Genomic DNA, 13,325 nt, shown 5'->3' with positions numbered 1-13,325 from the left:
CCCCCCCCCCCCCCGCGGCGCGCAGCCCCGAGCGCGCGCCGCGGGGGAACCACGCTGAACGTCATAGGTGAGGAATGGCAACATGTCGCTGGCAGAAACGGCTACGGTCACCCTGAAACACCCCCGGCGCACCGCCCGTCCCGCGCTCAATCGGCTCGAACGCGCCGAGCGCTTCTGGGGCTGGGTGATGATCCTGCCGCTGTTGTTGGGGGTGACGGTGTTTTACCTGATCCCCTTCTTGCAAAACATCTTTTACAGCTTTACCGATCTCAACCAATTCATGCGCTGGAGCAGCATCAGCGTCGATAACTATCTCAACCTGTTCGAAGACGACGACTTTTACACCGCCGCCGCCAACACCCTGTTCTACGTGGTGGTCTGCGTGCCGATCAGCCTGAGCCTGTCGCTGCTGCTGGCGATCGGCCTCAACCAGAATATCCGCGGCAAAGGCCTGCTGCGCACCCTGCTGTTCCTGCCGGCGGTCACCATGCCCGCGGCGGTGGCCATGGTGTGGCAATGGCTGTTCAACAAGGACTTCGGCCTGATCAACCAGGCGCTGAGCCTGCTGCACATTGCGCCGGTCGCCTGGCTGTCCGATCCGGACGTGGTGCGCATCAGTGTATCCATCATCATCATCTGGTCGTCTCTGGCGCTGAAGATCATCATTTTGCTGGCCGGACTGCAGAGCATTCCACGCCAGTTGTACGAAGCGGCGGATATCGACGGCATCGGCACCCTGCGGCGCTTCTTCTGCATCACGCTGCCGATGATGGTGCCTACGCTGTTCTTCGTGTCGGTGATGAGCTTTATCGAGATCCTGCAAGTCTTTGACGTGGTGTTCCTGATGTTCGACCGCGCGCTGGTGGAAAACGACGTGATGACCGTCACCAACCTGTTCTACAAGTACGCGTTTTACCTGCAGGAAAAAGGTTACGCCTCCGCCATCACCGTGGTGCTGTTCGCCGTCACGCTGGTGATCACCCTGATTCAAATGGCGATCGGCAAGCGCCTGAAAGTCAGCTGAGGAGCTGCACATGAACGCAAGCAAGAAAACGCTGGTGTACCTGTTTATGGGGCTGGCGGCGCTGGCCTCGGTGGTGCCCTTTATCTGGATGCTGGTGACCTCGCTGAAAACCCAGGCCGAGAGCATCCAGATCCCGCTGACGCTGCTGCCGGCGCATCCCAGCCTGCAGGCCTACGGCCGGGTGATGCACGAAATCCCGTTCGCCGGTTTTTATCTCAACTCGCTGCTGGCGACCTTCTTCACCGTCAGCCTGCAGATGGCTATCGCCACCCTGGCCGCCTATGGCTTCTCGCGCCTGCATTTTCGCGGCCGCGACGCGGTGTTTCTGGTGTGCGTGTCGATCCTGATGGTGCCCGGCCAGGCGTTTCTGATCCCGCAATTCCTAGTGGTGCAGAAGCTGGGGCTGGTCAACAGCATCACCGGGTTGGTGCTGCCGGGCATTTTCAGCGTTTACGCCACCTTCCTGCTGCGCCAGTTCTTCCTGGCGGTGCCGAAGGAGATGGAGGAAGCGGCGCTGATCGACGGTTACAGCTACTTCGCCATCTTCTGGCGCATCATGCTGCCGCTGATCCGGCCGGGCATTATCGCCTGCGTCATCATCAACGGCCTGTGGAGCTGGAACAACCTGATGTGGCCGCTGATCGTCAATACCACCACCGAGAAGCTGACGCTGCCGGTAGGGCTGGCCTCGCTCTCCAGCCGCGCCGGGGTGGAATACCCGCTGCTGATGGCCGGGGCGCTGATGGCGGTGATCCCGATGCTGATGCTGTTCATTATTTTCCAACGCTATTTCATCCAGGGCATCGCCAGCGCCGGGGTGAAAGGCTAACGCGCAGACAAGGTAAACAACATGGCCGGAATTCAGTTAAACAGCGTTAAAAAAGTGTACCCCAACGGTTTCCACGCGCTGCACGGCGTCGATCTGGACATTGAAGACGGGGAATTTATGGTGTTCGTCGGCCCGTCCGGCTGCGCCAAATCCACCCTGCTGCGGATGATCGCCGGGCTGGAGAGCGTCAGCGAGGGGCAGATCCTGATCCACGATCGCTGCGTCAACGACAGCATGCCGAAGGATCGCGGCGTCGCCATGGTGTTCCAGAACTATGCGCTGTACCCGCACATGACGGTGTACAAGAACATGGCGTTCGGCCTGATCGGCAAAGAGAGCAAGACGGAGATCGACCGCCGGGTGCGCGACGCGGCGGAAAAGCTGGAGATCACCAATCTGCTGCAGCGCAAGCCGGGCCAGCTCTCCGGCGGCCAGTGCCAGCGGGTGGCGGTCGGCCGCGCCATCGTGCGCAAACCCAAGGTGTTTCTGTTCGATGAGCCGCTGTCCAACCTCGACGCCAAGCTGCGAGTGTCAATGCGCGTGCAGCTGATCGAACTGCACAACCAGCTGAAGCAAGAAGGCGCCGCCGCCACCATGGTGTACGTCACCCACGATCAGGTCGAGGCGATGACCATGGGCGATCGCATTTGCGTGATGAACCGCGGCGCCATCATGCAAGTGGATAAACCAATCAATCTGTACCACCACCCCGCCAACCGTTTCGTCGCCGAGTTTATCGGCAGCCCGTCGATGAATTTGCACGATCTGGCGATCGTGCGCGACGGCCAAACGGTGCGGCTGCGTATCGGCCTGCAGCACCTGCTCGATCTGCCGCCGGCGCTGCAACGGCAATTGGCGGACTACCCGCATGCGCGGGTGTGTCTCGGCATCCGGCCGGAGTCTTTGCGGCTGTGCGCGCCCGGCAGCGCCAACTGTTTCCCGGCGCAGATCGTCACTATCGAGCGCATGGGCAACGAAGAGCTGCTGCACTGCGAACTGGCCGATCTGCGCTTCGTGCTGCGCATGGCGTCGCTGCCGGACTGGGAGCCGCGCCTCGGCGAAAGCATTCATCTGGCATTCGATCTGACGCGCGCGCATTTGTTCGACGAGCTCAGCGGCCAAAACCTCAAATAACAACAGCGGAGTATCCAGCAATGTCGTCAACACAACCCAACAGCTTTGCCCATCGCCCGGTGCGGGTGCTGGTGGTCGGCGCCGGGGCGCGCGGTGAAATCTACTCGCGCTATGCGCTGGCGCATCCCGATTTGATGCAGGTGGTGGCGGTAGCGGAACCGCGCGACGCCTACCGCGAGCCGTTCGTGGCGCAGCATGCCATCGCGCCGGAAAACGTCTTCACCGACTGGCGTCAGGCCGCCGACGCCGGCAAGCTGGCCGACGCGGTGCTGATCTGCACCCAGGATCAGATGCACCTGGAACCGGCGCTGGCCTTCGCCCGCCAGGGCTACGCCATGCTGCTGGAAAAACCGCTGTCGCCGGACGCCGATGAGTGCCGCGCCATCGTCGCCGAAGTGACGCGCCAACGGCTGATCTTCTCGGTCGGCCACGTGCTGCGTTACACCCGCTATACCCAAAAGCTCAAACAGTTGCTGCGCGACGGCGCGATCGGCGACATCGTCAGCCTGCAACATTTGGAACCGGTCGGCTACTGGCATCAGGCTCACTCCTTCGTGCGCGGCAACTGGCGCAACGATCGGCAGGCCGCCTTTATGCTGCTGCAGAAATCCTGCCACGACATCGACTGGATCCGCTACGTGATGGAGCAACCCTGTGAACAGGTCAGCTCCTTCGGCAACCTGCGCCACTTCCGCCAGGAAAACCAACCGGCGGGCGCGGCGGACAACTGCCTGGATTGCGCGGTAGAGGCAAACTGCCCCTATTCCGCCAAACGCATCTATCTGGGCGACGATCACAAGGCCACGCCCGGTTTTCTGCGCGTGCTGACGCCGGAACCCGACCAGACGACGCTGCGGGCGGCGCTGCGCGACGGGCCTTACGGCCGCTGCGTCTACCGCTGCGACAATAACGTGGTCGACCATCAGGTGGTCAACATGCAGTTCGCCGGCGGCCGCACCGCGTCGTTCACCATGACGGCCTTTACCCGCCACGAAGATCGTCACACCCGCATCTTTGGCAGCCGCGGCTGCCTGGAAGGCGACGGCCGCCATATCCGCATCACCTCGTTCCTCGACGACGGCGAAACGCATTACGACACCGACGCCGGCCAGGATCTGCACGCCATGGCCGGCCACGGCGGCGGCGACTACTTCCTGATGCAGCACTTTATCGCGGCCATTCGCGCCAACGATCCGAGCCAGGTGCTGGCCGGCCCGGCGGAAGCGCTGGAGAGCCACCTGATGGTGTTTGCCGCCGAACGCGCCCGCCGCGAGGCGGCGGTGATCGCCCTGAGTGGAGCCTAAAGCATGGCCACGACAGAGATGCGTTACGGCTTCGACATCGGCGGCACCAAAATTGAAATGGCCGCTTACGATCGCCGGCTCAATCAGGTGCTGCTCCAGCGGGTGCGCACCCCAACCGGCGATTACGGCGAGTTCGTGGCCTGCATCGCCGGGCTGGTCGAGCAGGCGGATCGCGAACTGCACACGCGCGGCAGCATCGGCATCGGTTTGCCGGGGATCACCGATCCCGTCAGCCGCCGCCAGTTGGCGGTCAACGTGCCCTGCCTGACCGGCCATTGTCTGGCGGATGATTTGACGCAGGCGCTGGCGCGACCGATCGCTATTGAGAACGACTGCCGCTGCTTCGCGCTGTCGGAAGCCAGCACGCCGCAAACCGCGCACCTGCCGCTGGTGTTCGGCGCCATCATCGGCACCGGCGCCGGCGGCGGCCTGGTGGTGAACCGGCAACTGCACAAGGGGCGCAGCGGCGTGGCGGGCGAATGGGGCCATATGCCAATCTCGGCCCAGCTGGCGCAGCGTTACGATCTGCCGCTGTTCGGCTGCAACTGCGGGCTGACCGGCTGCTTTGAACGCTACGTCTCCGGCAGCGGGCTGCTGGCGCTGAGCCGCCATTTCGCCCATCCGGCCGCTGACGTGCCGGCGCTGGTCGCCTGCTATCGTGCCGGTGATGCGCTCGCGCAGCGGCTGATGACCATCTACGTCGACATCCTGGCCAGCGCGCTGGCCGGCTTACAGCTGCTGCTGGACGTTGATGCCTTCGTGCTGGGCGGTGGATTGTCCAACGTCGGCGAGCTTTACCGGCTGTTGCCGCCGGCGATGCGGCGCTGGCTGCTGCCGGGCATGGAGCCGGCGGCGGTGTTCCCGCCAGTGCACGGTGACAGCAGCGGCGTGCGCGGCGCAGCGCTTTTACGCGCGCCGGCATAAAAAAACAGTGAAAGCCCGGAGATTGTCGAGCGATCGCTGCGGCTTTCGGCATCGACGGACTGAATGAATAAGCGCTGGGAATTGGCGACTGAAAAATAACGAATTTGCCGTTTTCACTTTGCGTTAACACTGCTTTCGGTTGCCGCCCAACCGAAAGCAAAATCAAATATAACCAACTGATAGATATAGATATTTTAAAATTAATCGATTGCATTTCAGTGTTTCGTTTGCTGTAATTCGCCACGAACAACTGAAAGCGCTCCGGTCGGTATCGCTGCGGCTTATTAAGCCGCGGTCGGGCACGGCTACAGGTAAATCAGGAGTCTGCGTTAATGATCAATACCGCAAAACGCCGGGAATTAATTATCGACCAGCTGTGTCGCGAGGGCACGGTGCGCGTGGAGCAGCTCAGCCAGCAGTTTTCGGTGTCCAGCGTCACCATCCGCAGCGATCTGCGCCAGCTGGAAAAACACGGCTGCGCGGTGCGCGCCTACGGCGGCGCCATGTTGAACAAACAGTTCGCCTTCGACCGCCCGTTGCAGGACAAGGGCCGCATCAATCGCGACGTCAAACACGCCATCGCCTGCGCGGCCGCGGCGCTGATTGAAGACGGCGACGCCGTCATCCTCGACTCCGGCTCCACCACCAGCCAAATGGCGCCGCAGCTGGCGGGGAAAAAGGATCTGGTGGTGATGACCAACGCGCTCAACATCGCCTTCGAACTGGCCAACAACGAGGAGATCGACCTGATGGTGGTCGGCGGCAGCGTGCGCCGCAAAGCCTGGTCGCTGTACGGCCCCGCCGCCGAACAGCAGCTGCGCCAGTATCGGTTCGACAAGCTTTTTCTCGGCGTCGACGGCTTCGATCTCGCGAGCGGCATCACCACGCCGGATCCGGGCGAAGCGCAGCTGAACCGGGTGATGTGCGAGGTGGCGCGCGAAGTGATCGCCCTCGCCGACGCCAGCAAATTCGGCCGCACCAGCTTTTGCATGATCCGCGACATCGGCCAGATCCACCGCCTGGTCACCGACAGCCGCATTCCGGAACACTATCTGCAGGCGCTGCACCATTTAGGGATCGACGTGATTATCGCCGACCGTTAACCGAGGCTTTTTAAGGAGCTGTCATCATGAACGCGTATTTCTCTTACGAGGCGAATTGGCTGAAGCAGCGCAACGCCTGGCATACCGCCGCAGAAATTTGGCAACAGCCGGATTTGTGGGCGGCGCTGCACCGCCAACTGCAGGATCAACAGGCGCAGTGGCAACCGTTCCTGGCGCCGTTGCTGGCTAATCCGCGCCTGCAAATCGTCTTGTGCGGCGCCGGCAGCTCGGCATTTGCCGGCCGCGCCCTGGCCCCCTGGCTGCGCGAACGCACCGGCCGCGACGTGGTGGCTTACGGCACCACCGATATCGTCGCCAACCCGCTGCAGTATCTTGACCCTGATCGGCCGACGCTGCTGGTTTCCTTCGCCCGTTCGGGCAACAGCCCGGAAAGCGTGGCGACGGTGGAGCTGGCCGATCAATTGCTGCCGGAAAGCTATCATCTGATGCTGGTGTGCAACCCGGACAGCCGGCTGGCGCAGTACGCGCATCAGCGTGGCAACGTCTGTTCGCTGGTGATGCCGCAAGGCGCCAACGATCAGAGCTTCGCCATGACCTCCAGCTTCAGCTGCATGATGCTGAGCGCCGCGCTGCTGCTCGGCCCGGCTTCGCTCGAGGCCGCCCAGGCGCCGTTGAACGCCATGGTGCAGCGCTGCCGCGCACTGCGCGAAACGCTGCAGCCGCAGGTGAAGGCGCTGGCCGCCAGCGGTTTCCGCCGCTATATCACCCTCGGTGGCAGCTGTTTTACCGGCCTCGCCGAAGAGGCCTCGCTCAAGATGCTGGAGTTGACCGCCGGCCGCATCGTTACGCGCTACGACTCGCCGCTCGGCCTGCGCCATGGCCCGAAATTCATGGTCGACGGCCAGACGTTGGTGGTGCTGATGTTCTCCCACAACGACTATGCCCGCCAGTATGACCGCGATCTGTGGAACGAGCTGCAGCGCGATGGGCAGGCGATGCAGCTGGTCGGGTTGACCGGCGAACGCCAACCTCTGTCCGATGCCCTGCTGCATATGCACGATGCGGCTGACGATATCTGGCTGCTGTTCCCGTATCTGCTGTTCAGCCAGATGCTGGCCTTCGAGAGTTCGCTGGCGCTGGGGCTGACCCCGGATAACCCCTGCCCGACCGGCGAGGTCAACCGGGTGGTGAAAGGCGTGACGATTTACCGTTTTCCTTCCCCCGAGCTGTAAGGAGATCCCATGTATCTGATAGCCAACCGAGACATGCTGCTCAAGGCGCAACGCCAGGGTTACGCCGTTCCGGCGTTTAACGTCCACAATCTGGAAACCGTGCAGGTGGTGGCGGAGACCGCCGCCGAGCTGCGCTCGCCGGTGATCATGGCCGGCACGCCCGGCACCTTCAGCTATGCCGGCACCGACTACCTGATCGGCATTTGCCAATCGGCCGCGCACCGCTACGATCTGCCGCTGGCGCTGCATCTGGATCATCACGAAGCGCTGGACGACATCGAGTATAAGGTGAAAAGCGGCATCCGCTCGGTGATGATCGACGGCTCCCATTTGCCGTTCGAGCAGAATATCGCCAAGGTGGCCGCCGCAGTAGCCCTGTGCCACCGCTACGGCGCCAGCGTGGAGGCGGAGCTGGGCCGCCTGGGCGGGCAGGAAGACGATCTGATCGTCGATACGGCGGACAGCTTTTATACCGATCCGGCCGCGGCACGCGAGTTTGTCGCCGCCACCGGCATCGATTCGCTGGCGGTGGCGATCGGTTCCGCCCACGGCCTGTATCACGGCGAACCGAAGTTGGACTTCGAGCGCCTGGCGCTGATCCGCGAACAGGTGGACGTGCCGTTGGTGCTGCACGGCGCCTCCGGCATTCCGGAAGCGATGGTCAAGCGCGCGATCTCGCTCGGCGTTTGCAAGGTCAACGTCGCCACCGAATTGAAAATCGCCTTCGCCGATGCGGTAAAAAGCTACTTTTCGCAGCACCCGGACGCCAACGATCCGCGCAAGTACATCGTCCCCGGCAAGCTGGCGATGAAAGAAGTGGTGGCGGAAAAGATCCGCATTTGCGGCAGCAGCGGCATGCTGTAACCCCGCTCTCGCCCCCGTTGCTGCGGCCGCGCAACGGGGGCGAAAACGGCCGCCATTGCCCGAATTTCCTGAGAGAACGATCACAGCCTGCTATCCCGCCCGCGCCTCAAATCATTAACCAGTCTTCACTATGATCCAAATCATGGTTTTACTCATCCTACCTCCCTATTATCAAATTCATTGAATGCGGGCAGTAGGATTTTTGCCCATTCGTTTTTATTTCGCCAGGCGAAATGGCTTATTTGATGAAAACAAGCACGCTTGTTTTTTTAATTGGCAGTGTTTTTACTCTGAAAGGAACAGCATATGAACCATTACTTAGCCGTATTAAGCGCATTGGTCATTCTGCCCTTCGCTCTGCAAGCAAAACCGCTTTCCGGCAGTCAGGTCGCCTCCGGCGTCGTGCGCTTCACCGGCGCCATTACCACGCCGGCCTGCACCGTCAAACATCAGGATGAAAAGCTTATCTCCAGCTGCTTCGGTAAAGTGACGGAATATCAGAACGGGTATATATCCTCTTCGTTAACAGAGATGCCAAAAGAATTAGTTTCTGCCGTCAGCAGTGAGATGGTGAATAACGACCCCCATTTAAAGCGCGTGACTATCAGCTATAAGTAACCGCAAAGCGGCACTGCCTGCTTAAATAATAAACAAGGTACGACTCGTCTTGATGAATTATAAATTTATTTTATAAATTTATCGCACAATAACTCCCCGCCTTACCGTAAGCCGGCTATTCGGGCAACCCTGCGGTTGCCCATCAGCATGTCCGAAATCCGCCATCGTCTCCCTCCGTTTCATGCGATAATCGCCACACTAAACCGAGGAGTGATCCAGATGCAGACTTTTTTGATTGATCGTACCGCTACGCCGGTGGGTGAACTGGTGCTGATTGCCGATGAACAGGGGCGCCTGCGGGCGATCGACTGGACCGATCACGAAGCGCGCCTGATGAAGCTGCTGAACACCCACTACCGCACCGATCGCTTCACTCTGCGCGAGCAGCGCGATCCCAGCGGGCTGACCGACGCCATGCAACGCTATTTCGCCGGGGAACTGAGCATTATCGATCGGTTGCCGGTGATGACCGCCGGCACCGAGTTCCAGCGCACCGTGTGGCAACAGCTGCGCCAAATCCCCTGCGGCGAGATCCTGACCTACGGCCAGCTGGCGCAACGTATCGGCCGTCCGACCGCCTCGCGCGCGGTCGGCATGGCCAACGGTTCAAATCCGATCAGCATCGTGGTGCCCTGTCACCGGGTGATCGGTTCGCAGGGCGCGCTGACCGGCTATGCCGGCGGCGTACAGCGCAAGCAATGGCTGCTGCAGCATGAAGGCTACCTGCCGAAAAGTTTGCTGTAGCCGCTGCGATCGGCTTAAGCAGCGCCATTGTTTGGCGCTGCTTAATAAAGCACATTGCCCAACGCCGCGCTCGTGCCCGCTGGGCACTATTAATAACCTGTGTGAATAAAACGCATAAGTCACAAATAATACTCATAACTTCAGTCCGATACAGAATAATCGGCGGCATGTGTGCGCAAAATTCGCACACAATACCCCTATTCATGCTAATGCCACCCTTATCAGCTGCAGCAAAAGATGTTAAAATTGACTCATATCAATTATTGAATGAGCGTAATCTATGATCCCGGAAAAACGCGTGATTCGTCGTATCCAGTCTGGTGGTTGTGCGATCCATTGCCAGGACTGCAGCATCAGCCAGCTGTGCATTCCTTTCACCCTCAATGCTCACGAGCTGGACCAGCTCGACAACATTATCGAGAGGAAGAAGCCCATCCAGAAAGGCCAGACCTTGTTCAAGGCCGGCGACGAGCTGAAATCGCTGTACGCGATCCGTTCCGGGACCATTAAAAGCTACACCATCACCGAGCAAGGCGATGAGCAGATCACCGGCTTCCACCTGGCGGGCGACCTGGTGGGCTTCGACGCCATCGGTGGCCTGAAGCACCCGAGCTTCGCTCAGGCTCTGGAAACCTCGATGGTGTGCGAGATCCCGTTCGAGACCCTCGACGATCTGTCCGGCAAAATGCCGAACCTGCGTCAGCAGATCATGCGGTTGATGAGCGGCGAGATCAAAGGCGACCAGGACATGATCCTGCTGCTGTCGAAGAAAAACGCCGAAGAGCGCCTGGCGGCGTTCGTTTACAACCTGTCACGCCGCTTTGCGGAGCGCGGCTTCTCACCGCGCGAGTTCCGTTTGACCATGACCCGCGGCGACATCGGCAACTACCTTGGGCTGACGGTGGAAACCATCAGCCGCCTGCTGGGGCGCTTCCAGAAAAGCGAAATCCTCAGCGTGAAAGGCAAATACATCACCATTGAAAACGCCGACGCGCTGTCGGTGCTGGCCGGTACGCCGCGCATCAACGTGACCGTCAACGCCTGATTCCCCCGCCGGATCACCATTTCACCGAAATTGTTGATCCGGCACGCTTCCGTTGTTGTTCTGTTTTTCAATGTTGGGTTACTCTGTAAATTAACAGACTGTTGATTTCAGCTGTAAGGAGGCCCTATGGCGAAGTATCAGAATCTTCTGGTGGCTATTGACCCCAATCAGGACGATCAGCCGGCATTGCGCCGCGCCGTGTACCTGGTAAAACGGAACGGCGGGCGCATCAAGGCCTTCCTGCCCATCTATGACTTCTCTTACGAAATGACGACCCTGCTCTCCCCGGATGAAAGAACGGCGATGCGGCAAGGTGTGATCAGCCAACGCGCCGCCTGGATCAACGAGCAGTGCCGCTTCTATCTCAACGACGGCGTGCCGATCGAAATCAAAGTGGTTTGGCATAACCGCCCCTTCGAAGCCATCATTCAGGAAGTGCTTTCCGGCCAACATGACCTGCTGCTGAAAATGGCGCACCAACACGATCGGTTAGAGTCGGTGATCTTCACCCCAACCGACTGGCACCTGCTGCGCAAATGCCCTTGCCCGGTGTGGATGGTGAAAGACCAGCCCTGGCCGGAAGGCGGCAAGGCGCTGGTGGCGGTCAACCTGGCCAGCGAGGAACCCTATCACGACCCGCTCAATATCAAACTGGTGCAAGAAACCGTCGAACTGGCGCAAAACGTCAACCAGACCGAGGTTCACCTGGTCGGCGCCTATCCCGTTACCCCGATCAACATCGCCATCGAATTGCCCGACTTCGACCCGAGCGTCTACAACGACGCCATTCGCGGCCAGCATCTGATCGCCATGAAGGCGCTGCGGCAGAAATTCTGCATTAAGGAAGAGTTCACCCACGTGGAAAAAGGCCTGCCGGAAGAGGTCATCCCCGATCTGGCCGAACATCTACAGGCCGGCGTGGTGGTGCTGGGCACCCTGGGCCGCACCGGCATTTCAGCCGCCTTTATCGGCAACACCGCGGAACATGTGATCGATCATCTGAAATGCGACCTGCTGGTGATTAAACCGGAAAACTTCAACTGCCCGATCGAGGCGGATGAAGATGACGAGCATGACGACGAAGATTAACCTTCGCGCATAAAAAACGGGCCGCTAAGCGGCCCGTTTTTTTGGTTGCCCAATTTTACTTCTGCAGCGCCCGCAGAATCGCCTCCACGCTGTCTTTGGCGTCGCCGAACAGCATCTGGGTGTTCTCCTTGAAGAACAGCGGGTTCTGCACGCCGGCGTAGCCGGTGTTCATCGAGCGTTTGAACGCGATTACGTTCTGCGCTTTCCACACTTCCAATACCGGCATGCCGGCGATCGGGCTGCGCGGATCTTCCAGCGCCGCCGGGTTCACCGTGTCGTTGGCGCCAATCACCAGCACGGTGTCGGTATCCGGGAAATCGTCGTTGATTTCATCCATCTCCAGCACCACGTCGTACGGCACCTTCGCCTCCGCCAGCAGCACGTTCATGTGGCCCGGCAAGCGCCCCGCGACCGGGTGAATGCCGAAACGCACCTTCACGCCGCGCGCCCGCAGTTTTTCGGTGATTTCCGCCACCGGATACTGCGCCTGCGCCACCGCCATGCCGTAGCCCGGGGTGATGATCACCGACGTGGAGTTCTTCAGCTGCTCGGCCACCTCTTCCGCCGTGGTTTCACGGTATTCGCCCATCTCTTCGGCGTCGCCGGTGGAAGAACCGTCGCTGCCGAAACCACCGGCGATCACGCTGATAAACGAACGGTTCATCGCCTTGCACATGATGTAAGACAGTATCGCCCCCGAAGAGCCCACCAGCGCGCCGGTGACGATCAGCAGATCGTTGCTCAGCATGAAGCCCGCCGCGGCGGCCGCCCACCCCGAGTAAGAGTTGAGCATCGACACCACCACCGGCATGTCGGCGCCGCCGATCGAGGCGACCAGATACCAGCCGAACGCCAGCGCGATCGCCGTCATCAGCAACAGCGTTACCACCTGCCAGCCCACGCTGTCGGTGCGCACGAACGCCACCAGCAACAGGAACGAGATCACCAGCGCCGCCAGGTTCAGCTTGTGGCGATTCGGCAGCATCAGCGGTTTGGAAGAAATGATGCCGCGCAGCTTGCCGAAGGCGACGATCGACCCGGTGAAGGTCACCGCACCGATAAAGACGCCGAGGAACACTTCGGTCAGATGGATATTCGCCATCACCGGCTCCATCGGCCCGCCATGATCCAGGTAGCTGTTGAAGCCGACCAGCACCGCCGCCAGGCCAACGAAACTGTGCAGCACCGCCACCAGCTCCGGCATTTCGGTCATCTCGACCTTCTTGGCCAAATAGACGCCGATCGAGCCGCCGATGATCATGGCGATGATGATCCAGCCGACGTTGCCGGAATCCGGCCCCAAGATGGTGGCGATCAGCGCGATCGCCATGCCGGCGACGCCGAACAGGTTGCCCTGCTTCGACGTTTCATGACGCGACAGGCCCGCCAGGCTGAAAATAAACAAAATAGCGGCAACAATGTATGCAGCTGTAACCAATCCTCCAGACATTTGT

General features: G+C 60.6%; 13 protein-coding genes. 12 read left to right on the top strand and 1 reads right to left on the bottom strand.

Annotated elements, in window-relative coordinates; translation table 11 throughout:
• Window positions 1-82: 82 nt before the first annotated feature.
• From ACJ8PL_RS14215 to uspE, 12 genes are all read left to right on the top strand, one after another.
• Complete coding sequence (locus tag ACJ8PL_RS14215; protein ID WP_442531223.1) at window positions 83-1,024, top strand: carbohydrate ABC transporter permease; 942 nt, start codon at window positions 83-85, stop codon at window positions 1,022-1,024.
• A 10-nt stretch (window positions 1,025-1,034) separates the two neighbouring features.
• A complete protein-coding gene (locus tag ACJ8PL_RS14210) occupies window positions 1,035-1,853 on the top strand; it encodes a carbohydrate ABC transporter permease (RefSeq protein WP_016927600.1) in 819 nt (272 codons plus the stop codon).
• Between the two features lie 21 nt (window positions 1,854-1,874).
• Window positions 1,875-2,987 (top strand): ABC transporter ATP-binding protein, encoded by a 1,113-nt coding sequence (locus ACJ8PL_RS14205; RefSeq protein WP_197758302.1) that lies wholly within the window; start codon window positions 1,875-1,877, stop codon window positions 2,985-2,987.
• A gap of 20 nt (window positions 2,988-3,007) precedes the next feature.
• The gene (locus ACJ8PL_RS14200; RefSeq protein ID WP_016927598.1) at window positions 3,008-4,291 is read left to right on the top strand and encodes a Gfo/Idh/MocA family protein; all 1,284 of its coding nucleotides are present in this window, start codon (window positions 3,008-3,010) and stop codon (window positions 4,289-4,291) included.
• A gap of 18 nt (window positions 4,292-4,309) precedes the next feature.
• A complete protein-coding gene (locus ACJ8PL_RS14195) occupies window positions 4,310-5,215 on the top strand; it encodes an ROK family protein (RefSeq protein ID WP_049299361.1) in 906 nt (301 codons plus the stop codon).
• A 332-nt stretch (window positions 5,216-5,547) separates the two neighbouring features.
• Window positions 5,548-6,318 carry a transcriptional repressor AgaR gene (gene agaR, locus ACJ8PL_RS14190; protein WP_016927596.1) on the top strand — a complete coding sequence of 257 codons (771 nt, stop codon included), beginning with the start codon at window positions 5,548-5,550 and terminating at the stop codon, window positions 6,316-6,318.
• 26 nt (window positions 6,319-6,344) lie between these two features.
• Window positions 6,345-7,511, top strand: a complete 1,167-nt coding sequence (locus ACJ8PL_RS14185) for an SIS domain-containing protein (RefSeq protein ID WP_048795609.1) — start codon at window positions 6,345-6,347, stop codon at window positions 7,509-7,511.
• Window positions 7,512-7,520: 9 nt separating this feature from the next.
• A complete protein-coding gene (locus tag ACJ8PL_RS14180; RefSeq protein WP_048795608.1) occupies window positions 7,521-8,375 on the top strand; it encodes a tagatose bisphosphate family class II aldolase in 855 nt (284 codons plus the stop codon).
• Between the two features lie 306 nt (window positions 8,376-8,681).
• Window positions 8,682-8,993 carry a hypothetical protein gene (locus ACJ8PL_RS14175; protein ID WP_016927593.1) on the top strand — a complete coding sequence of 104 codons (312 nt, stop codon included), beginning with the start codon at window positions 8,682-8,684 and terminating at the stop codon, window positions 8,991-8,993.
• A gap of 219 nt (window positions 8,994-9,212) precedes the next feature.
• Complete coding sequence (ogt, locus tag ACJ8PL_RS14170; protein WP_097101949.1) at window positions 9,213-9,737, top strand: methylated-DNA--[protein]-cysteine S-methyltransferase; 525 nt, start codon at window positions 9,213-9,215, stop codon at window positions 9,735-9,737.
• Between the two features lie 280 nt (window positions 9,738-10,017).
• On the top strand, window positions 10,018-10,782 hold the full coding sequence (locus ACJ8PL_RS14165; protein ID WP_004938278.1) for an FNR family transcription factor: 765 nt from the start codon (window positions 10,018-10,020) through the stop codon (window positions 10,780-10,782).
• Window positions 10,783-10,908: 126 nt separating this feature from the next.
• Window positions 10,909-11,871 carry a universal stress protein UspE gene (gene uspE, locus ACJ8PL_RS14160; RefSeq protein ID WP_004938281.1) on the top strand — a complete coding sequence of 321 codons (963 nt, stop codon included), beginning with the start codon at window positions 10,909-10,911 and terminating at the stop codon, window positions 11,869-11,871.
• A 55-nt stretch (window positions 11,872-11,926) separates the two neighbouring features.
• Here the strand turns inward: uspE and pntB are convergent, their stop codons facing one another.
• Window positions 11,927-13,321, bottom strand: a complete 1,395-nt coding sequence (gene pntB, locus ACJ8PL_RS14155) for a Re/Si-specific NAD(P)(+) transhydrogenase subunit beta (protein ID WP_442531222.1) — start codon at window positions 13,319-13,321, stop codon at window positions 11,927-11,929.
• Window positions 13,322-13,325: the final 4 nt, after the last annotated feature.

It is taken from the genome of Serratia sp. CY83965, assembly GCF_052166375.1.
Lineage (GTDB): Bacteria > Pseudomonadota > Gammaproteobacteria > Enterobacterales > Enterobacteriaceae > Serratia > Serratia marcescens.
This window is presented reverse-complemented; position numbering and strand designations above follow the sequence as displayed.

Bases quoted from the DNA above. Each gene is read 5' to 3' on its own strand.
- ACJ8PL_RS14195 (WP_049299361.1), top strand. From the start codon at position 4,310: ATGCGTTACGGCTTCGACATCGGCGGCACCAAAATTGAAATGGCCGCT.
- ACJ8PL_RS14215 (WP_442531223.1), top strand. From the start codon at position 83: ATGTCGCTGGCAGAAACGGCTACGGTCACCCTGAAACACCCCCGGCGC.
- ACJ8PL_RS14165 (WP_004938278.1), top strand. From the start codon at position 10,018: ATGATCCCGGAAAAACGCGTGATTCGTCGTATCCAGTCTGGTGGTTGT.
- uspE (WP_004938281.1), top strand. From the start codon at position 10,909: ATGGCGAAGTATCAGAATCTTCTGGTGGCTATTGACCCCAATCAGGAC.
- ogt (WP_097101949.1), top strand. From the start codon at position 9,213: ATGCAGACTTTTTTGATTGATCGTACCGCTACGCCGGTGGGTGAACTG.
- ACJ8PL_RS14205 (WP_197758302.1), top strand. From the start codon at position 1,875: ATGGCCGGAATTCAGTTAAACAGCGTTAAAAAAGTGTACCCCAACGGT.
- agaR (WP_016927596.1), top strand. From the start codon at position 5,548: ATGATCAATACCGCAAAACGCCGGGAATTAATTATCGACCAGCTGTGT.
- pntB (WP_442531222.1), bottom strand. From the start codon at position 13,321: ATGTCTGGAGGATTGGTTACAGCTGCATACATTGTTGCCGCTATTTTG.
- ACJ8PL_RS14175 (WP_016927593.1), top strand. From the start codon at position 8,682: ATGAACCATTACTTAGCCGTATTAAGCGCATTGGTCATTCTGCCCTTC.
- ACJ8PL_RS14210 (WP_016927600.1), top strand. From the start codon at position 1,035: ATGAACGCAAGCAAGAAAACGCTGGTGTACCTGTTTATGGGGCTGGCG.
- ACJ8PL_RS14180 (WP_048795608.1), top strand. From the start codon at position 7,521: ATGTATCTGATAGCCAACCGAGACATGCTGCTCAAGGCGCAACGCCAG.
- ACJ8PL_RS14185 (WP_048795609.1), top strand. From the start codon at position 6,345: ATGAACGCGTATTTCTCTTACGAGGCGAATTGGCTGAAGCAGCGCAAC.
- ACJ8PL_RS14200 (WP_016927598.1), top strand. From the start codon at position 3,008: ATGTCGTCAACACAACCCAACAGCTTTGCCCATCGCCCGGTGCGGGTG.